Annotated in this window: 17 protein-coding genes; 7 read left to right on the forward strand and 10 right to left on the reverse strand. The window is 63.5% G+C overall.

The features are described from left to right. Nucleotides 1-21 precede the first annotated feature (21 nt). Nucleotides 22-2,538 (reverse strand): molybdopterin-dependent oxidoreductase, encoded by a 2,517-nt coding sequence (locus CH275_RS13430; RefSeq protein WP_032406795.1) that lies wholly within the window; start codon nt 2,536-2,538, stop codon nt 22-24. 48 nt (nt 2,539-2,586) lie between these two features. Beyond that, nucleotides 2,587-3,798 (reverse strand): molybdopterin molybdotransferase MoeA, encoded by a 1,212-nt coding sequence (locus CH275_RS13435; RefSeq protein ID WP_094678865.1) that lies wholly within the window; start codon nt 3,796-3,798, stop codon nt 2,587-2,589. 350 nt (nt 3,799-4,148) lie between these two features. Here CH275_RS13435 and CH275_RS13440 point away from each other — a divergent pair, with 350 nt between their 5' ends. Both CH275_RS13440 and CH275_RS13445 read left to right on the forward strand, forming a co-directional pair. Further along, nucleotides 4,149-6,395 carry a molybdopterin-dependent oxidoreductase gene (locus tag CH275_RS13440; protein WP_256991009.1) on the forward strand — a complete coding sequence of 749 codons (2,247 nt, stop codon included), beginning with the start codon at nt 4,149-4,151 and terminating at the stop codon, nt 6,393-6,395. 121 nt (nt 6,396-6,516) lie between these two features. Next, complete coding sequence (locus CH275_RS13445; protein WP_032406863.1) at nt 6,517-6,729, forward strand: TOBE domain-containing protein; 213 nt, start codon at nt 6,517-6,519, stop codon at nt 6,727-6,729. Nucleotides 6,730-6,742: 13 nt separating this feature from the next. Here CH275_RS13445 and CH275_RS13450 read toward each other — a convergent pair whose 3' ends face one another. Continuing rightward, nucleotides 6,743-7,147 (reverse strand): nuclear transport factor 2 family protein, encoded by a 405-nt coding sequence (locus CH275_RS13450; RefSeq protein WP_082521233.1) that lies wholly within the window; start codon nt 7,145-7,147, stop codon nt 6,743-6,745. Between the two features lie 89 nt (nt 7,148-7,236). Then, the gene (locus CH275_RS13455; RefSeq protein ID WP_094678869.1) at nt 7,237-7,797 is read right to left on the reverse strand and encodes a PadR family transcriptional regulator; all 561 of its coding nucleotides are present in this window, start codon (nt 7,795-7,797) and stop codon (nt 7,237-7,239) included. Between the two features lie 88 nt (nt 7,798-7,885). On the opposite strand from CH275_RS13455, the gene CH275_RS13460 reads away from it, so the two are divergent. Continuing rightward, a complete protein-coding gene (locus CH275_RS13460) occupies nt 7,886-8,665 on the forward strand; it encodes an SGNH/GDSL hydrolase family protein (protein ID WP_094678871.1) in 780 nt (259 codons plus the stop codon). A 115-nt stretch (nt 8,666-8,780) separates the two neighbouring features. Here CH275_RS13460 and CH275_RS13465 read toward each other — a convergent pair whose 3' ends face one another. Genes CH275_RS13465 through CH275_RS13490 form a run of 6 tightly spaced genes read right to left on the reverse strand, consistent with a single transcriptional unit; the run spans nt 8,781 to nt 15,117 of the window. Then, nucleotides 8,781-9,800: an NADP-dependent oxidoreductase gene (locus CH275_RS13465; protein ID WP_094678873.1), complete on the reverse strand. Its 1,020-nt coding sequence runs from the start codon at nt 9,798-9,800 to the stop codon at nt 8,781-8,783. Nucleotides 9,801-9,831: 31 nt separating this feature from the next. Then, a complete protein-coding gene (locus tag CH275_RS13470) occupies nt 9,832-10,854 on the reverse strand; it encodes an ABC transporter substrate-binding protein (protein ID WP_373453711.1) in 1,023 nt (340 codons plus the stop codon). A 37-nt stretch (nt 10,855-10,891) separates the two neighbouring features. Continuing rightward, nucleotides 10,892-13,084 (reverse strand): 3-hydroxyacyl-CoA dehydrogenase NAD-binding domain-containing protein, encoded by a 2,193-nt coding sequence (locus tag CH275_RS13475; protein WP_094678877.1) that lies wholly within the window; start codon nt 13,082-13,084, stop codon nt 10,892-10,894. Between the two features lie 36 nt (nt 13,085-13,120). Next, entirely contained in the window at nt 13,121-14,332 is a 1,212-nt protein-coding gene (locus CH275_RS13480) for an acetyl-CoA C-acetyltransferase (RefSeq protein WP_094678879.1), read from the reverse strand. 39 nt (nt 14,333-14,371) lie between these two features. After that, entirely contained in the window at nt 14,372-14,749 is a 378-nt protein-coding gene (locus CH275_RS13485; RefSeq protein ID WP_032379296.1) for a hypothetical protein, read from the reverse strand. Next, the gene (locus CH275_RS13490; protein WP_048317456.1) at nt 14,746-15,117 is read right to left on the reverse strand and encodes a nuclear transport factor 2 family protein; all 372 of its coding nucleotides are present in this window, start codon (nt 15,115-15,117) and stop codon (nt 14,746-14,748) included. Before CH275_RS13490 ends, CH275_RS13485 begins: the two co-directional genes overlap by 4 nt. A 91-nt stretch (nt 15,118-15,208) precedes the next feature. On the opposite strand from CH275_RS13490, the gene CH275_RS13495 reads away from it, so the two are divergent. From CH275_RS13495 to CH275_RS13510, 4 genes are all read left to right on the forward strand, one after another. Further along, nucleotides 15,209-16,342 carry an acyl-CoA dehydrogenase family protein gene (locus tag CH275_RS13495; protein WP_094678881.1) on the forward strand — a complete coding sequence of 378 codons (1,134 nt, stop codon included), beginning with the start codon at nt 15,209-15,211 and terminating at the stop codon, nt 16,340-16,342. Nucleotides 16,343-16,444: 102 nt separating this feature from the next. Further along, nucleotides 16,445-17,233, forward strand: coding sequence for an enoyl-CoA hydratase/isomerase family protein (locus CH275_RS13500; RefSeq protein ID WP_032366859.1), 789 nt, complete (start codon nt 16,445-16,447; stop codon nt 17,231-17,233). A gap of 48 nt (nt 17,234-17,281) precedes the next feature. Next, a complete protein-coding gene (locus tag CH275_RS13505) occupies nt 17,282-17,671 on the forward strand; it encodes a Zn-ribbon domain-containing OB-fold protein (RefSeq protein WP_094678883.1) in 390 nt (129 codons plus the stop codon). Beyond that, nucleotides 17,668-18,819, forward strand: a complete 1,152-nt coding sequence (locus CH275_RS13510) for a thiolase family protein (protein ID WP_094678885.1) — start codon at nt 17,668-17,670, stop codon at nt 18,817-18,819. The genes CH275_RS13505 and CH275_RS13510 overlap by 4 nt, the downstream gene beginning before the upstream one ends. Nucleotides 18,820-18,842 lie beyond the last annotated feature (23 nt).

Genomic DNA, 18,842 nt, shown 5'->3' on the forward strand with positions numbered 1-18,842 from the left:
CTTCCGAGTACTGCCGGGCGGTCATCTGCTCGACCCCTGTGCCGAGTTCTGGATCGGCTCGATTCGAACCGGCACGTTCTTGTGCCAGGGAGTGCCGAAGAACTTGTCCCGACGAGTGATCGATGTCAACGTGTTGAGAGGCACCCCGACGACTGTCTCGTTGCCGTCACCCGTGGGGTAGGTGACGCCCATTCCGTTCGGAAGCGACACATGGCCGGCTTGCATCATGTCGCTGACTTCCACCACGGTCGAGGCGCTACCTGTCTCCGTGATCAGCCGAACGGTGTCACCTGTGGCCACCCCCATCGATTCCGCATCGGAGGGACACATCCGCAACGCTCCCTCTTTGTCCCGTCGTCTCCATTCGGGATCACGGATAATGACGTTGGCGGTGAAAGCTCGTCGCTCACCCGCGGACAGGATGAAGGGGTAGTCGTCGCTGGTGTAGCCCGGTTCTTCTCGGTCGAGCAGCCGCAATTCCGCGAGCAGCTCCGGTATGGCGGCGTGGATCTTGCCGTCGGGGTGGCGGATGTAGCGCCATGCGTCCTCGTACCGGTCTTCGGTGAAGGTCACGCCCTGCGGATCGGCGAGAATGGCGTCGAAGAGTTGATCTCCTTGCGCGGCACCGTCTCGGTCGAATCCGGCCCGCCGCGCGGCATCCGGGTTGGCGATGCAGGCGAGCTGTGCAAGGCCCCAGATCAGCGCCGTGGATTCCTTGCCTACGTCGAGCGTGGCTCCGAGTGTGCGGTACAGGATGTACGGCAGGAGCCCGGCCAATTCCGGCTTCTGCTCGATGGTCGAGAAGAGTGCCAGGTTGAACGTCGCCGAACCCGTACGTGCCGCCGCACCGAGGGCCGACAGCACGTTGTCGTCCACGACGCCGAGTCTGTCGATGATCTCGGCGTAGATGTCGGGCTCGGATCGAGTGCCTGCCATCGGCTGCATGAGCGGCACCCGTAGCTGGAACACGTTGTGCGGGAAGTGAAGAGTGAACAGTGACGCTTCGTACTTCTCGAATTGGCTCGAGGCAGGGAGAACGTAATCGGCCTCCCGCGCTGTCTCGGTGAGTGCGACGTCGACCACGACCGTCAGTTCGAGACTGCGCATCGCGCGACGGAATCGGTCGCTGTCCGCCAGGGAGTGCAGAGGATTGGACGAGTCGATCCACATGGCGCGCAGTCGATCAGGGTGATCGTTCAGTATCTCGTCGGCGATCGAGTTCCCCGGTATGAGGCCGGAGACGATGCGAGCGCCGGTGACCGGTGTGAAGCCCGTCTGGTACGGATTACCCATCGTGCGTGCTATCGGATCGGCCACGGCTACCGACACGGAGGAGAAAAAGTTGTTCAGGGCGAGCTGCGCCGCGCGCTCGACGATGCTGCGAGTCCTGCGATGGCCTCCCATCCGAGTCGTCAACGACCGCACCGCACCTGCACCTGCGCGCATGGCGCGTAGTGCGGCGATTCGACGTGCCGCATCGAGCGGCGGTCTGTTCTCGCGCGGGATGGGGAACCAGGCACCGGCGAGAGGGAAGACCCACGAATGCATGTGCATACCACCGGGCTTGGCGAAGTTCCCAGTGAGCACCCACATCAATTTCTGCAGATACGCGCACACCGTGCTGTTGGGGGACTGCTGAATTCCCAGGTCCTCGTACGTCGCGACGCTGCTTGCCCGTCCGATGCGACGTGCGGCCGCACGAATGTCGTTTTCCGGCACACCGCACCGACGAGCGTAGTCGGTGATGTCCACACTGCGGAGTAGCTCGAGGACGTCGTGCACCCCCACGGTGTGGGTCGCGAGCCACTCGTGGGCGATCAGATTCTCCTGCACGAGAGTGGCATCGAGAGCTGCGAGGCACCACGCGTCCGTCCCGGGCTTCACTTGCAGGTGGTGGTCCGCCAGCTCCGCTGTCTCGCTTCTGCGCGGGTCGATCACGATGATCGACCGCTCCGGATCACGGGCGATCTCTTTGAGTGTGGGCCGTGCTCGAGCCAGTCCGTGGGACTGCCACGGGTTCTTGCCGACGAACACGGCCACTTCGGAATTCTCGAAGTCGCCTGCGGTGTGACTGCCGTAGAGCTCACCGTCGACGAACGCTTCACCCGTCTTCTCCTGCGCCAGAGCATTCGACGTGTATTTCGCTCCGACTGCGTGAAACAGGGATCGACCATAGGCAGCGCCGAGATGATTGCCCTGTCCGCCGCCACCGTAGAAGAAGATGCGTTCGCCTCCGTGTCGTTCACGAACTGCCCGCAGACGTTCAGCGATCTCGTCGAGCGCGGTAGTCCAGTCGATCTCCTCGTAGGTGCCGTCCGCACGGCGTCGCAGAGGCGAGTCGATGCGGTGAGCGCCGTTTTGATAACGGTCCAACCGGAGCGGCTTCTCGCAGGTGTAGCCCTGCGATCCGGGATGATCCTTGTCGCCTCGGATCTTGAGAAGCGCCCTGTCCTCGACCTTCACCTCGATACCGCAATTGCACTCGCACAGAATGCATGCCGTCTTCTGCCAGTCGCCGGTGGCGCCGTTCTCGACCATGGAGCTCTCTTTTCACTCGTTACATGTCATCGGATGTGATCGCGCGGGTCAGAGCACTGTCGCCGTGACCGTCTCGCCGGCGTCGAGGGAAGGAACTGCACCGTTCAATTCCACGAGATAGCCCGCCTCTCGCGCCGCGCCGAGCCCGTGCTTTCCCGAGCCGGTGAGCATGGCGATCGACCCGTCGGGGCGTCCGATCGCGAGGTCCAGGGTGTGTCTTCCACACTTCCTGGGTAGTGGATGTGCCAACGGCACCCGCAGGGTAGGACGGTTGTCCGGAACCAGGCCCATAGCGCGTCGGAGAATCGGACGCGCGAGAAGCTCGAATGAAGCGTAGGCGGCAAGGGGGTTTCCAGGAAAGGTCAATAACGTTGTGCCGAAAGCGGTTCCGGCACCTTGGGGTCGCCCGGGCGACATCGCGACGCCGGCGAAGCGCACGCCGTAGGGCATCAGCGTTTGCTTGACCACCTCGTGATCCCCGGCGCTGACTCCGCCCGATGTGATGACGACGTCTGCACACGCTCCGAGCTCTGCTAGGTGCGATCTGAGTTGGTTCACCGAGTCCGGCAAGGCAATACACGCCACGAGTTCGGCACCGCAGTCTTCGACCGCGGCCGACAGGAGTGCCGAGTTGGAGTCGTGAATACGACCGTGACGCAGAAGAGTGGCAGCGTCGACGATCTCGGCGCCGGTCGACACCACGGCGACCCGGATCCGACGGTGTACGAGAACCCGTCCCAGACCGGATGCAGCCAGTAGTCCGATACGCGACGGCGTCAGGACCGTTCCCGCATCGAAGAGGCGCTCCGGAGGCATGACGTCCTCCCCGGTTCTCCGCATATTCGCGCCGGCCCTGCTCGGGCTACCGAACACCGCCTCTGTTCCGTCGTACCGGGCATCCTCCACCGGAACCACGGCGTCGGCCCCTGCAGGTATCGGGGCACCGGTCATGATGCGGGCAACCGTTCCCGCACGTAGTTCTTCTCGTGTTCCATCACCTGCGGCTATCACGCGTGCAACAGGGAGGTGTACGACCGCGTCGGGTCCGGCACCGACCAGGTCGGCGACGTGCACCGCGTACCCGTCGACTGCGGAGTTGTCGAAGGGCGGAAGTGGGATCGGAGCATCGACCTCCGAGCCGAGGGCGCGTCCTGCTGCCTGCGACAGGGGCGTCATCACCGTGGGGGTGCGCGAGATCAAGCCGTCGATGAGCGCACGATGTTCTTCCACCGTCCGCAGGCCGGGTACCGACCGCATCATGAGCGCAGGAAGTCGATGACGACCGCAGTCGAAAGATGGATGTCATCGATGTACGTCACGAGCCCCAAGTCCTATGCATTCTGTCATAATACAGAGGATCATCTGCGGCGCAACGAACTTCGGTAGAACGGCCGAACTGCCGTGTGAAGTGTGCGCGTGCACAATGATTCCGGCGAAGGTATGTACTCCCGTACCTTGTCGTCGATACCCAATCGCGCGACACTCGCCATCACTGCCGATCGCAGTCGAGGCATCGAAATCGTTTCATCACCGCCTCATTCGACTGCGCAACGACTCGATTGTGCAGCAGGCGTACTATGCAGTTCCACATACAATTACTGGAGACGAATGTGACGGACGAGAGCAGTGTGGACTGGAAGAAGACCGCCTGCATTCTGTGCGAAAACAACTGTGGTATCACCGTTTCCACGGAAGGTCGGAGGATCGCCAAGATTCGTGGCGACAAGGACCACCCCAAGTCGCTCGGATACACCTGCAACAAAGCGCTCAGGCTGGACCACTACCAGAACGGCGGGTCGCGACTGGATACTCCGATGCGACGCGAGGCCGACGGCACGTACATGCCGGTCGACTGGGATACGGCGATCGCAGAGATCGCACGGCGTCTGGGCTCCGTTCGTGACAAGCACGGCGGTGAGAGCATCTTCTTCTGTGGCGGCGGCGGACAGGGAAATCATCTGGGCGGTGCCTACGCCGGTGCGCTGATACGCGGACTGGGTGCGCGGTATCGATCGAACGCCATCGCGCAGGAGAAGACCGGAGAGGCGTGGGTCGACGCGCACCTCACAGGTAGCCACACTGTGGGCGACTTCGACCGTGCGCAGGTCAGTGTGTTTCTCGGCAAGAATCCGTGGCAGTCGCACGGTGTCGCCCGAGCTCGTACCGTGCTGCAGGAGATCGGCAAAGACCCCCTCAGGTCGATGATCGTCCTGGATCCGGTGCGAACGGAAACTGCAGAGCGCGCCGACATACATCTACAGATCAAGCCGGGAACCGACGCGTGGTGCCTTGCAGCCATTTTGGCGATCGTCGTCGATAACGGGATGATGGACCACGCCTTCCTGCACGAGAACACAGTTGGTGTCGAACAGGTAGTGGCCGCAGTTCACGGACTCGACGTTTCGGCCTACGCAGGTGTGTGCGGAGTGGACGAGTCCGCGATCAGGCGCGCGGCGCATCTCATCGGGACAGCGGACAGCGTCTCGATCTACGAGGATCTCGGAGTCCAGCAGAGCCCCAACAGCACCTTGGTCTCCTACCTCGAGAAGCTCATCTGGCTCGTCACCGGAAATTTCGCGAAAAGTGGTGCCATGCATAATCACTCGTGGCTCGCACCATTGTTGAACTACTCACTCGACGTCAAAAGCACACCGGTTCACGGTACGCCGATGTTCGGTGGGTTGGTTCCGGGTAACGCCATCGCAGAGGAGGTGTCGAACAACCACCCCGCGAGGTTCCGGGCAATGGTGATCGAGTCGTCCAACCCTGCGCATTCGATGGCCGACTCTGCAAGCTTTCGCACAGCGATGGACGAACTCGAATTCAGCCTGGTGATCGACGTTGCGATGACCGAGACTGCACGACGCGCCGATTACGTGCTTCCCGCGTCCAGTCAGTTCGAGAAATGGGAGGCGACGTTCTTCTGTCTCGAATACCCGCGCAACAGCTTTCAGTTGCGGGCACCGATACTCGACCCATTGCCGGGAACGTTGCCCGAACCCGAGATCTATGCACGATTGATCAACGAATTGGGCTTGGTGAAACCCCGCTGGATCATCTTGCTGCGTGGGGCGCTCAAGCTGGGCCACAAGGTGTACGCAGCAACGTTTCTTGCCTTGCTCGGGCTCGACAAGAAGTCCGTCCCGGTCGCCGCGTACCTGCTCTACGCAACGCTCGGCCCCACGCTCCCGAACGGCGCGACATCGGCTGCGGCGCTGTGGGCGCTGTCCCACAAGATCTACCGCGAGCACCCCCGATCGGTCCGCGCAGCGGGCCATCGCAATGCCGAAGCCTTGTTCGCCGCAATTCTGGAGAACCGATCAGGCGTCGAGATGACCGTCGACGACCTCGACGGCGGAGCGTGGGACTATGTTCCCGCCGCCAACAGACCTATACAGCTGGCCATCGCACCCCTGCTGGGCTCCTTGAGAAACCTGAAGAACAGCGATCCGTCTCACACCAGCGATGACTTCCCTTTCGTACTCTCCGCAGGCGAACGTCGCGCGTTCACTGCGAACACCATTTTTCGGGACGACACCTGGCGCAAACGGGGCGGGAACGGTGCATTGCGTATCTGCCCGGTCGACGCCGAGGCGCTCGGACTGTCCGAAGGCTGCAGTGCCAAGATCACGACCGCCAAGGGGTCGGCCGTGGCACAGGTCGAGATCACGAACACGATGCAACCCGGCCATATCTCCCTTCCCAACGGCTTCGGACTCGACCTTCCCGGTTCCGCGGCCCGCGTCGGAGTTGCACCCAACGAATTGACCGATGCCGCTCGCCGCGACGAGTTTTCCGCGACTCCGTGGCACAAGCACGTGCCCGCGCGCGTGGACGCAATGCCCGCCCTGGAGTGAGCAGGGGGGCTCGGCAGTGCGGGTCGGACAGCACCGAAGAATGCAGACGCTGTGTGGCACCTCCAGTATCGTTCGCTTCGCTCGACCATTCATGAACTACTTTTCACATGGAGGAACCATCGTGCGACTGTCCACCCGCAATCAGCTCGTCGGCACCATCACCGAGGTCACGCTCGGCAGTGTGATGGCGACGGTGAAGGTTCGTCTCGACGGCAGCGACCAGACAGTCACCTCCTCGATCACCCGCGAGGCCGCCGAGGAGCTCGGGCTCGCGGTGGGGCAGCAGGCAACCGCGTTCGTCAAATCCACCGAGGTGACGATCGGCGTCGAGTGAGAAGTCCAGCGGGTCAGTCCATCTTGTCGGTCGCAGTGTTCGACGCCATCTCGGCGGCGAATTCCGTAGCCATGGCCCGGGAGAGTGCCTGTGCCGCCGACAGCGGACGCACCATCACGGTGAAGTCGTCGATCAGGCCGTCGGAATCGAGGTGCAGGATGTCGCAGCCATGGACGGTCACATCGTCGATGCGGGCCTCGAAGAACAGGACGTGATCGCGACCGCCGATGTCTTCGACAGTTCGGACGTATCGCAAGTCGCGGAACACCCGCGTGACGGCCCGCAGTATCGCTGCGGTCATCGGTTTGCCGTGGTACGGCTTGAACGCAACTGGCGAGCTGAAGACGACGTCGTCAGCAAGGGTGGAGGCCATGGCGTCGTGGTCGTTCGCCTCGACGGCTTGTCGGAACCGCTGCACGCGTCATCTCCTGAGTAGGGTCGGACCCGGGTTCGGGTGTTACCCGCGAACGATACACAACTTTGTGACTATTGATCGGGCAATGGCGGTCATCGTCGACCAGCGCGGACCTCGAGTACGTCGAGAACCCGGGCACCCCAGCGGAGAGATTCTTCCTCGAACATTCGTCCTCGCATCAGGGTGAGGTATGGGCCGATACGATCTGCGGTCGTCAGGAAGTCGGTCTCGGTGCGTCCGTCGAGTAGGCGGTGCGCCATCCTGTCGTACCTGGCCAGCTTGTCGCGAGAGAGCTGCATCCGTTCACGGATCGCGCCCGTCATCGGCTCGAGGTCGCCGGCCTCCAGTGCGTGAACTGCCACCAGGTGCTCGTCGCGAATCGCGGGAAGCTTCGGGCGGCGGTGGCTGACCTGGCGCAGCGCCGCACGACCCTTGTCGGTCAGGCTGAACAGCTTCTTGTTGGGGCGACCGTCCTGCTCTACCAGTCTCGCGGTGATCACCTCGTCTCGATCCATTCGATCGAGCTCGCGGTAGAGCTGTTGAGGAGTGGCAGTCCAGAAGTTGGCGACCGTTGCATCGAACGCCTTGGACAAGTCGTAGCCGGACAGCTCCCCGTCGACCAGTGCGGCGAGCACGGCATCACGTAGCGACATGATCCGGCACAGTACCCGTCGGTCATGCCACGGGGCGTTCAGATAGTCAACTTGTTGTATATTTCTGCTCGACGAAGGAGCGGTGAGTATGGAGAACGAAGAAGGTCAGTTGCGGTACGTAGCTCTCGGTGACAGTCAGACGGAGGGGCTGAACGACGGCGACGACAGGGCGGGCTTTCGTGGCTGGGCCGATCGGCTCTCCGAGCACATGGCCGAGAGCGACGACACGGTCGTGTACGCGAACCTCGCGGTGCGGGGTCGCAAAGCTGCTGAGGTCAGAGCCGAGCAATTGCCCGCCGCCGTGGCGTTGCGACCCACCGTCGCGTCCGTCGCTGCCGGCGTCAACGACATCTTGCGACCCCATTTCGATGCGCACACTGTGGCCGGTGAGCTGGGCGCAATGTTCGGCGCGCTGCGAGCGGTCGACTGCACCGTGATCACCATGACGTTTCCCCGCCTCGCACACCCCGTCCCGGGTCGAGCGATCATCGCTAAGCGTATGACCGAGCTGAACGCCGAGATTCGGATGGCTGCAGACGAATTCGGGGTGATAGTGATCGATCTCGAGAAGCATGACGTGGCATCGGATCCGCGTCTGTGGAGCTGGGACCGCTTGCATCTGAACGAGACAGGACACGCGCGGCTGGCCGCGGCCGCCGCATTCGCTCTCGGTCTGCCGGGTGCTACCGACGCATGGGATCGTCCTCTGGCCCCACTGGGGCGCCCACATCTGGTCTCCCGGGTTCGCGGCGATCTGAACTGGGCCGGAATGTTCCTCGCGCCGTGGTTGACGCGCCGCGTCCGTAGGCGCTCCTCGGGCGACAGCCGGACGGCAAAACGGCCCCAGCTGCTGTCGGTGCTGGAGTAGTGACGGCGACGCGCGGGAGGAAATTCGTCAGTTCATCTGCCGGGAGTGAGCGGAGTACGCCGCCGCAGGTCGTGCGGTCCAACGCCGGACCGCTCTGAACCGCCATGTCAGGGCTTCACAATCGACACAGCGTCTTTCCGCTGGTTCGTCCATTGAGTAGATCGACCAGTGCGGTGGAGGCCTGCTCGAGCCCGTCGTAGACGGATTCCTCGTACGTCAGCGTTCCGTCGGCCAGTCGGCTTCCGACGGTGGATCGCATCGTGTCGTACAGATGGCCGAACGAACCAGCTCGGAATCCTCGTATCGACAAGCTCTTGGCCGTGATCTGAAACAGGTTCGAGGGCAGCGTGTTCGATGTTTCGTAGGTGGAAATCGCCCCGCACATCGCGACGCGTCCTTCGGGTCGAAGGGCGTCGAGGGCGGCGGTGAAGTGGGATCCACCGACGTTGTCGAAGTATGCGTCGATACCGTTCGGGGCAGCGCGGGCGAGGAGGCTGCCCACATCGCCGTCGTGGTAATCGAACGAACGGGAGGCGCCGAGGGCATCGACCAGGTGATCGGCCTTGGCTCTGCTGCCTGCGGACGCGATCACCGTGCAGCCGTGGTGCGCCGCGAGTTGGGTGGCGATACTTCCCACTGCTCCTGCGGCGGCCGAAATCCAGACGGTGTCGGACGGCCGAATGTCCATCACCTCGAAGAGGCCGACATAGGCCGTAAGCCCGGAACTGCCCAGCGGACCCAGGAACCACTGTTGGGGCCAGTCATGGGTATCGATTCTGGTGAGCGTGCCCGCGCCGCCCAATCCGCCTCCGGTGGCAGAGACCGTCGCGTAGTCGCGGTAGCCGTACATGTGCGACACAAGACCTCCCGGGCGGAAGTTCTCGTGTCGTGACTCGACGACGACGCCGAGTGCCAACCCCACCAGAGCATCTCCGACAGAGATCGGTGGTAGATACCCGGACGGTGCCGATTCACCCAGTCGTAGTCGAATCGACGGATCGATCGAGAGCCACGTATTTCGTACCAGCACTTCGCCATCGAGCAGCGGAGCGAGTGGAATGTCCGCCAGCTCCAGATGCTCGGTCGTGAGTTTTCCGCTCGGATATGAGGTGAGGCAGAGGGTTCGGCTGTTCATGGTCGTGCTGGGCTTCCTTCGAGTCCGAGATTCAGTTGAACTTGCTTTCCCATTCCTGTTGGAACTGCGAGACCTTCTCGGGCGTCAGCGAGTCCGAATCGGGCAGCGAAATGTCTTGGGCCGACCCGACCGAGTTCTCGACATCGGGCAGTGCGCTGCCGTACCCCTTCGACAGGGCTCGTTGCCCCTCGGCCGACACCATGAAGTCGGCCAGCACTTGCGCGGCGTTGGGATGCGGAGCCGACGACAGCACGTGGGAGTAGTACGGCGCACCCCACGCCGGATCGGGAAGTATCCAGTCGACCGGTGCGCCCGCGTCCTTCTCCCGGACCAGTGGGGGAACCATCGGCGATGCGGCGATTTCGCCCGAGCTCAATGCCTGCGCCACGGCCAACGTGCCCGGGTACACCCGCGGTTCCTGAGCGGCGAGCTTGTCCAGAAAGCCGCCACCGGTCCAGTTCTCGTCGAAGAACCGATACTCGTCGACGACGGCGGCGAACCCAGCAGGATTCACGACGCCCAGCCGGCCTTTCAACGCCGGATCCAACAGACCCTCCGGGGACGACAGCCCGGCAGGAACGGCATCGGTGTTCCACCCGAGTGCAAATATTGCTGCGCTCGTGAGGAAGAACGTGTCGTTCAGCATGCTCGTCGACCGAGCGTACGCCGGATCGTCGAAGGCCGGCCCGACCACCGGCGTCGAGTAGGTACCAGATTCGGACGCATTCGTGATCCATGCGGCATCGGTCGACATGTGTACGTCGGCAGTTCCACGGCCGGTGCGGGCTTCGTTCTCCACGCGCGGGTTGAGCTCGACGTCACTGCCCCGCGTGAACTCGAGATCGATGTCGGGATACTTCGACTCGAAGGCGGTCTCGAGTAGCGCGAGGTTCTCGGGATGCTGACTGGAGTACAGGTACACGGTTCCTTCCTCGTCGGCCGCGGCCACGACGTCGTCCCACGTGCCCTGCACCGGTGCGGATCCGGCTTCCTGCGAGGATTGCCCGCACGCCGCAGCAACGACAGTCACCGCGGCGATTCCGATGGACATCATCGAACGACGAAGTACGTTCACAGCATTCTCTTTTCGTTCAGGACGCGAGTGTATGGACGCGCTCTCCGCGCATTGCTCTGTTCACCAACGACTCCGGCGGCTCGAAGTGAGCCCCGTACTTCGATGCCAATTCTCGAGCCCGGTCGACGAAACCGGTCAGCCCGCCGTCGTATTGGTCGATGTACTGGATCACGCCCCCGGTCCACGGTGGGAAGCCGATGCCCAGCAAGGACCCGATGTTCGCGTCGGCCACGCTCGTCAAGACACCTTCGTCGAGGCACTTGACCGCCTCGATCGCCTCGGCGAACAGCATCCGTTCCTGCATGTCCACGAACGGAATTCGGGTCGAGCCCGAGTCGAAAGACGTACGCACGCCCGGCCAGATGCCGGTTCTCGTACCCGACTCGTCGTAGCTGTAGAAACCGCCGCCGCCGGCACGCCCGGGGCGGTCGAGTTCACCGACCATCCTGTCCATCACCGCGTCCGAGCCGTGTCGACGAGGCGGCTTGCCTTCGCTCTCCAACGCGCGTTCGTTCTCCTTGCGGATCTTCTGCGACAGCGACAAGGTCACCTGGTCCATCAATTGCAGCGGTGGGACGGGGTAACCGGCCTGCGCGCCTGCCTGTTCGACGAAGACCGGGTTGACGCCCTCGCCGACCGCGGCCATCGCTTCGTCGAGGAACGCGCCGATCACTCTCGAGGTGAAGAAGCCTCGACTGTCGTTGACGACGATGGGCGTCTTACCGATCTGGAACACGAAGTCGACGACCTTCGCCACTGTGGAGTCGGAAGTCTTCCGGCCACGGACGATTTCGACCAGGGGCATCTTGTCGGCGGGGGAGAAGAAGTGGATTCCGATGAAATTCTCGGGTCGGCTCACGCCGTCGGCCAGGATCGAAATGGGAAGCTGAGAGGTGTTGGAGCCGAGGACGATATCGGCGGGAACAATACCGTCAAGCTCCCCGAACACCCGATTTTTGACGTCCACGGATTCGAATGCCGCTTCGATCACGAGATCGGCTGCGGCGCAGTCGGCCGCGTCCGCGGTCGGCCGGATCCGGCCGAGCAGTGCCGCCGACCTCTCGGCCGTCGTCGAGCCCCGCTCGACAGCTTTCGCTTCCAGTTTCTCGGCGTAGAGTTTTCCGCGGTCGGCAGCGTCCCGGTCGAGGTCCTTCAGTACAACCTCGATACCTGCCTTGGCGCAGACGTACGCGATCGCGGCACCCATCATTCCGGCTCCGATGACTGCCACCGAACGGGCGTTGAACGTATCGTGGCCGGACGGGCGGGATGTGCCGCGTCGGATGGTCTGCATGTCGAAGAAGAACGCGCGAATCATGTTCTGCGCCACTCGATCGGTCATCAGGGAGACGAAGTAGCGGGTTTCGATGCGATCCGCAGTGTCGACGTCGACCGACGCGCACTCCGCCGCAGCGGCGAGGATCGCCCGCGGTGCCGGGGCGGGTGCGCCTTTGAGCTGCTTGCGTAGCAGCGCCGTTGCGGCAAGAAGATTCTGAGCGACGGCAGGATCGGTCGGTCCGCCACCGGGTATCTCGAAACCCTTGACGTCCCACGGCTGCACAGCCGACGGATTCTCGGCGATCCACGCCTTGGCAGCCGGAATCAACTCGTCCACACCGGCAACGGTGGCGTCGATCAGCCCGAGCTTTTTCGCATCGGCCACCGAGTGCTGCTGGCCCTTCGTCAACACCTTCGACAGGGCGGCATCGAGTCCCATCAATCGGACCGTTCTGACGATCCCGCCGCCACCGGGCAACAATCCGAGCGTGGCCTCGGGGAGGCCGATTCGGGTGCCCGGTGCATCCGATGCGATGCGGTGGTGGGTGTGCAACGCAATCTCGAAGCCACCGCCGAGGGCCGCGCCGTTGATCGCGGCCACCACTGGGCGGCCGAGGGTTTCGAGCCGTCGAAGAACACTCTTGATGCCGTCGATCCGCTCGGTCAAGGCGCGCGCAACGTCCCGTTGGTCGACAGCGCCCGGGTCCTTCGTCATGTCGTCGAGGTCGCCGCCGGCGAAGAACGACTTCTTGGCCGAGGTGATCACGACACCGGTGATGTCGTCCTTCTCGGCTTCGAGCCGCTCGACCGTGGCGGCCATCGACGCGATGTAATTATCGTTCATCGTGTTCGCGCTCTTGCCTGCGTCGTCCATCGTGAGTACGACGATGCCGTCGGCACCGCGTTCCCATCCGATCATGTTCTCGCTCATGTTCTCTCGTATTTCTATGTGTCGACGATGGGCGGTTCAGAGGCGTTCGATGACGGTGGCGACGCCCATTCCGCCGCCGATGCACAGGGTGATCAGGCCGTAGCGGCCACCGGTTCGTTCCAGTTCGTCCAGCACGGTGCCCACCAGAATCGCGCCGGTGGCCCCGAGCGGGTGGCCCATCGCGATCGCTCCGCCGTTGACGTTGGTCTTCTCGTGCGGGATGTCGAGGTCCTTCATCCACTTGAGCACGACGGAGGCGAAGGCCTCGTTCAGCTCGAACACGTCGATGTCTTCCACGGTCAGGCCCGCTCGCTTCAACACCGCGACGGTGGCCGGGGTCGGACCGGTGAGCATGATCGTCGGTTCGCTGCCGACCTGAGCCGTGGCCACGATGCGGCCACGGGGAACCAGGCCTGCGCGTGCTCCGGCCGCGGCGCTGCCGATGAGAACCAGGGCGGCACCGTCGACGATCCCCGACGAATTACCGCCGGTGTGAACATGATCGATGCGTTCGACGTCGACGTACTTCTGCAGCGCCACGTCGTCGAAACCCGCGGCTTTGCCCAGCGCAGCGAAGGCCGGGTTCAACGTGCCCAGGCTGTCCGCGGTGGTTCCCGGGCGCCGGTGCTCGTCGTGGTCCAGCACGGTGACGCCGTTGAAGTCCTCGACCGGAACGACGGACTTCTTGAAATAGCCTGAACTCCAGGCTGCTTCGGCGCGTCGTTGGGACTCCGCCGCGTAGGTGTCGACGTCGTGACGGGTGAAGCCCTCGACCGTCGCGATCAGGTCGGCACCGATTCCCTGCGGAACGATGTAGAGGTCGTATGCGGTGGCCGGGTCGGTGAACAGGGCACCGCCGTCGCTGCCCATCGGTACCCGAGACATCGACTCGACGCCGCCGGCGATCACGAGATCGTCCCAGCCGGACGCGATCTTCTGGGCGGCCAGGTTGGTCGCTTCGAGCCCGGACGCGCAGAAACGATTGATCTGGGTGCCGGGGACCGATTCCGGTAGGCCCGCCACCAGTGCGGCTGCGCGCGAGATGACCGCGCCCTGCTCTCCGACCGGTGAGACGACGCCGAGGATGACGTCGTCGATGTCGGCCGGATCCATATCGGGGAATCGAGCCCGGAGTTCGGTGATCAACCCTGCGACGAGGTCCACCGGCTTGGTGCCGTGCAGCGATCCGTTGCGCCCCTTGCCTCTCGGGGTACGGATGGCCTCGAAAATCAGTGCTTGCTCAGGCATCTCGCTCTTTTCTTCTCTGTTTCGCGAGCCGATCGGCTCCTAGTCGAACGCCAATTCCGGCGTGCGGGCGATGAGCAACCGTCGGACGTGCCCGTTGTCGTCGAGTTGGGCCGAGGCGTTGAACGACGCCTCGAAGGCTCCGTCGCGGGTGGTCCGTCCCAGCACCATCTCGGTGCCGTCGACCGAGGCACCGCGATCGAGATGGTGAATCAGGGTGCTCTTCTCGCGTTGCTGGAGGTAGGCGACGAGCCCGTCGCGGTCGCCCACGAATTCGGCTGCCTCGCCGTGTCCCTTGGAAAACTGCACGGACATACGGAAGTCCGCCGAGATCATGGTCAGGACCCGATCCGGGTCGTCGGAATCCATGTATTCGAACCAGCGGAGCAGAGTGGGGGTCGGGTGCGTGTCGGAGTTCATCGGCCTTCTCCTGCATCGGTGACCAGTAGGTCGAATTCGGTGTCGAACGAGACCTGGTAGCGGTCGATCAGGCCGTCCGAGCGCACGTGCATGGTTCCGACGAAATAGCCCGTGGTCCGGTCGCCTTCGGTCACTGCACCGTGTGCGAACTGCAGGTCCTGGTCGACGGCAGATCGGAGAACCCGGTGCTTGCGGTCGACGGGAGGTCTTCCGGACAGGTATTCGAGCATGGCGGCTCGTCCGGTCTTTCGACTCGTCCCGCTCGGCAAGACCATCGAATATTCGACATCCTCGGACAGCATCGCCACCGCGTCGTCCAGGTGCCCGGCATCCAAGGTGGCGTAGTACTCCACAATCTTCAATGACATGAAGTGAACTTAGTTCAGGTAAACCCTGTTTGTCGAGGGTTCGAGCGGTTATGGTTCGAGAAAGAACTGAATTCAACTCGAGTGGAGCGACATGTCATCATCTCACCGCGACGCACAAGCCCCCTGGCCTCGTTCGGAGCCGTCGGCGCTGACGCCCGGCAGCGAACAAGCCGAGATACGCGAGGCCATCCGCGGAGTCCTCGCCAAGTACTCCACGATCGAGCAGGTGCGCGCGTCTGCGGACTCTGACCCTGGCTACTCGGTCGAACTGTGGAAACGCCTGGTCGACGACATGTCGGTGACCGCCATGGCTGTTCCGGAGGAGTTGGGTGGGCTCGGCTACGGCATGGTCGAGCTCGGCATCGTCGTCGAGGAATGCGGCCGCGCTCTGGTGGTCGAACCCGTCTATCAGCATGCGGCCGTCGGCGTTCGCGCCATGATGGAGGCGGGCAACTCGGACCTGCTCGAGGAAGTCCTCGGCGGCACCACGGTTGCGGCCGTGAGCGCATTGTCCGCCGAGTCCGACGACGTCGATGCAGACCGGACCGACGACGGGTGGGTTCTGAGCGGACAGGTGCGGTTCGTCGTCGGAGGTGGAGCAGCCGATCTCGTGGTCGTCAGTGCCCGGTGCCCGGACGGCATCGCACTCTTCGGAGTGTCCGATAGCAATTTTTCCGCACTGCACGATCGACGCGTCGTCGACTCCACCAGGCGGCAGGCGGACATCTCGTTCGATCGCGCTTCCGCGACGCTCCTGGTGCCTGTGGACAGGGCCGGTGACGCGATCGCGCGGATACAGGACGTGGCCACGCTGGCGCTCGCGTGCGAGAACACCGGTATCGCCGATGCCCTGCTGCAGATGACGCTCGAGCACGTCAAGACGCGTCATCAGTTCGGCCGTCCCATCGGTTCGTTCCAGGCGATCAAACACCGGTTGGCCGACATGCTGGTCGAACTCGAGCGGGCCAGATCGGCTGCACGGTATGCCGCGGCGGTGCACGACGAGGATCCCGACGAGGCCCGGCTGGCGATTGCCGTCGCGGGTGCGGTGTGCAGCGATGCCGCGGTGCACGCGGCCCACGAGGCCGTGCAGCTGCACGGGGGAGTGGGTTTCACGTGGGAGCACTCGGCGCACAGCTACTTCCGTCGAGTTCTCGGAAACGAAGCGCTGCAGGGTGATTCGCGTGCGCACCGGGCGCGGATCGCCAATTTGCTTGCCGTCTAGACCGATTGATGCGGTCGCCGGGGATCGGCTATTGACGCCATCGCCTCGATGATCAATACTGAAGTGAATCCAGTTCAACTTGCACCCTCGAAAGGCTGTCACATGATCGACACCGACCACATTCTGTTGGAGAAGGACGGCGACGTCGCTCGCGTCTGGCTCAACCGCCCGCACAAGAAGAACGCTGTCACGGTGGAGCTGCTGCATCGTCTGGACGAGATCATCGTCGAGGTGGACAACGATCCGAACCTCAAGGTTCTCGTGCTCCGCGGAGTCAACAACACCTTCTGCTCGGGCTTCGACCTCGACGAATTGCTGTCGGACTTCATCGGCACCACCACCGCCATGGACGTCGCCGTCCTGTCGGCGAAGGTGTGCGATCGTCTGTACTCCATGAACACTCCCTCCGTTGCGGTGCTCGAGGGTTACGTCACCGCCGGTGGCTTCGAACTGATGATTTCGTGCGACTTCGCTATCGCGGCCGACGACGCAAGAATTGGCGACTTCCACATCCGCCGTGCATTGTTCGGTGGTGCCGGCCCCATCTACCGCCTGCCCCGCATGATCGGCATCCGGAAGACCAAGGAACTGATGCTCACCGGCAAGCTGCTCTCGGGCACCGAAGCCGTCGACTTCGACCTGATCAATGCGTCCGCGCCGGCCGAGGACCTCGACAAGACCGTCGACGAGTTCATCGGGAACCTCACTGACAAGAGCCCGTTCATGATGAAGCTGACCAAGATGTGCATCGACCGCGGTCTGGATGCAGACATCCAGTCGCTCATGGTCATGGAACATCTCGCGGTCGGCAATGCGCTCCAGTCCGAGGACGGCAAGGAGGGCGTCACCGCATTCCTCGAGAAGCGTGAGCCCAAGTGGGTCGGGCGCTGACCCGCACCACGTCCGCGTTCTGACCGAACAGCCCGAAAGGCAGCATCAATGGAGCAGGCAACGGCCGTCGCACTCGAGGGCAGCAAGTGCACAGTGTGCAGTACCGTGGCTTTCCCCGCGAGTGCGATGTGCAGCAGGTGCGCCACACCCACTGCAGAGAACATCACCCTGAGTACGCGAGGCACTCTGTGGGCCCACACGATTCAGCGTTTCGCGCCCAAGTCTCCTCCCTACGTGCCACCGGTCGGCGGGTTCGTTCCCTTCGCAGTCGGCTACGTGGAACTGCCCGAGGGCATCAAGATCGAAGCGATCATCGACTGTGAGAGCTTCGACGAACTGGATGGGGCACCGGTGCGTCTGACATCCACTGCGCCGGTGCCCAGATTCGCTGTCGACGCACTCGGCACGCAACCGGAATCGACAGGAATGACGCAGTGACACAGATCGTTTCGATCATCGGTGCCGGTCTCTCCAAGTTCGGCCGCCAGCCAGGAGTGTCCGGCCGCCAGATGGCCGTCACCGCGATCGGCAACGCGTTACGCGATGCCGATCTGGCCTGGCCGGACGTCCAGGTCGCATTCGGTGGCAGTGACGGCTCGGGCCTGGCCGATACACTCGTTGCCGAACTCGGCTTCACCGGCATCCCGTTCACCAACGTCAAGAACGGTTGCGCAACAGGCGGAAGCGCGTTGTTCTCGGCGGTCAATGCTGTGCGCTCGGGCTCCGCGGACGTCGCGCTCGCAGTCGGTTTCGACAAACATCCGCGTGGAGCGTTCGATCCACGGCCGGCGGAGTGGGGACTACCCGACGGCTACGGCGAGGCCGGTCTGATGGTGACCACCCAGTTCTTCGGTGCCAAGATCTCTCGCTACATGCGTCAGCACGACATCTCCAGTCGGACGCTCGCCCTGGTCGCCGAAAAGGCCTACCGCAACGGCGTTCTCAATCCCAACGCTTGGCGTCGGGAGGCCATGGACGCCGCGACTATCGCCGAAGCCGACATGGTCAACGATCCACTGACTCGATACATGTTCTGCTCACCGGGTGAGGGAGCGGCCGCCATCGTCGTGGCCGGCGAGGACTACGTCGCGCGAGCCACCGGTCGGCCGGTGAAGATTGCCGCCATCACCCACCGAACGCGCCGATTCGGATCTTTCGAGGTCTTCAGCCCTTCCGTTCAGGGGGCCGGCGAACCGACCAGTGTCAGCGCCGACGCGGCACGTGCGGCCTTCGAGCAGGCCGGCATCGCTCCGGGCGATGTCGACGTCGCGCAGCTTCAGGACACCGAGAGCGGTGCCGAGATCATGCACATGGCCGAATGCGGGTTCTGTGAGCCCGGCGAGCAAGAAGCCATGATCGCGGCCGGGGAAACCGACATCGGCGGGTGCCTGCCGATCAACACCGACGGCGGCTGCATCGCGAACGGCGAACCCATCGGAGCCTCCGGTCTGCGCCAGGTGCACGAGATCGTCACTCAGCTACGTGGCGAAGCCGGCGAACGCCAAGTGCCGGGCGATCCGCGTGTCGGCTTCACCCACGTGTACGGCGCGCCGGGCATCAGCGCCTGCACCGTGCTGACTGTCTGACCCGATACGAACCAGAGGTAATG

The sequence above is a fragment of the Rhodococcus sp. 06-235-1A genome, from assembly GCF_002258785.1.
Lineage (GTDB): Bacteria > Actinomycetota > Actinomycetes > Mycobacteriales > Mycobacteriaceae > Rhodococcoides.

Coding starts and splice junctions, on each gene's coding strand:
- CH275_RS13475 (WP_094678877.1), bottom strand. CDS start 13,084: ATGAGCGAGAACATGATCGGATGGGAACGCGGTGCCGACGGCATCGTC.
- CH275_RS13505 (WP_094678883.1), top strand. CDS start 17,282: ATGGAGCAGGCAACGGCCGTCGCACTCGAGGGCAGCAAGTGCACAGTG.
- CH275_RS13490 (WP_048317456.1), bottom strand. CDS start 15,117: ATGTCATTGAAGATTGTGGAGTACTACGCCACCTTGGATGCCGGGCAC.
- CH275_RS13455 (WP_094678869.1), bottom strand. CDS start 7,797: ATGTCGCTACGTGATGCCGTGCTCGCCGCACTGGTCGACGGGGAGCTG.
- CH275_RS13465 (WP_094678873.1), bottom strand. CDS start 9,800: ATGAACAGCCGAACCCTCTGCCTCACCTCATATCCGAGCGGAAAACTC.
- CH275_RS13500 (WP_032366859.1), top strand. CDS start 16,445: ATGATCGACACCGACCACATTCTGTTGGAGAAGGACGGCGACGTCGCT.
- CH275_RS13435 (WP_094678865.1), bottom strand. CDS start 3,798: ATGATGCGGTCGGTACCCGGCCTGCGGACGGTGGAAGAACATCGTGCG.
- CH275_RS13470 (WP_373453711.1), bottom strand. CDS start 10,854: ATGATGTCCATCGGAATCGCCGCGGTGACTGTCGTTGCTGCGGCGTGC.
- CH275_RS13460 (WP_094678871.1), top strand. CDS start 7,886: ATGGAGAACGAAGAAGGTCAGTTGCGGTACGTAGCTCTCGGTGACAGT.
- CH275_RS13430 (WP_032406795.1), bottom strand. CDS start 2,538: ATGGTCGAGAACGGCGCCACCGGCGACTGGCAGAAGACGGCATGCATT.
- CH275_RS13480 (WP_094678879.1), bottom strand. CDS start 14,332: ATGCCTGAGCAAGCACTGATTTTCGAGGCCATCCGTACCCCGAGAGGC.
- CH275_RS13485 (WP_032379296.1), bottom strand. CDS start 14,749: ATGAACTCCGACACGCACCCGACCCCCACTCTGCTCCGCTGGTTCGAA.
- CH275_RS13495 (WP_094678881.1), top strand. CDS start 15,209: ATGTCATCATCTCACCGCGACGCACAAGCCCCCTGGCCTCGTTCGGAG.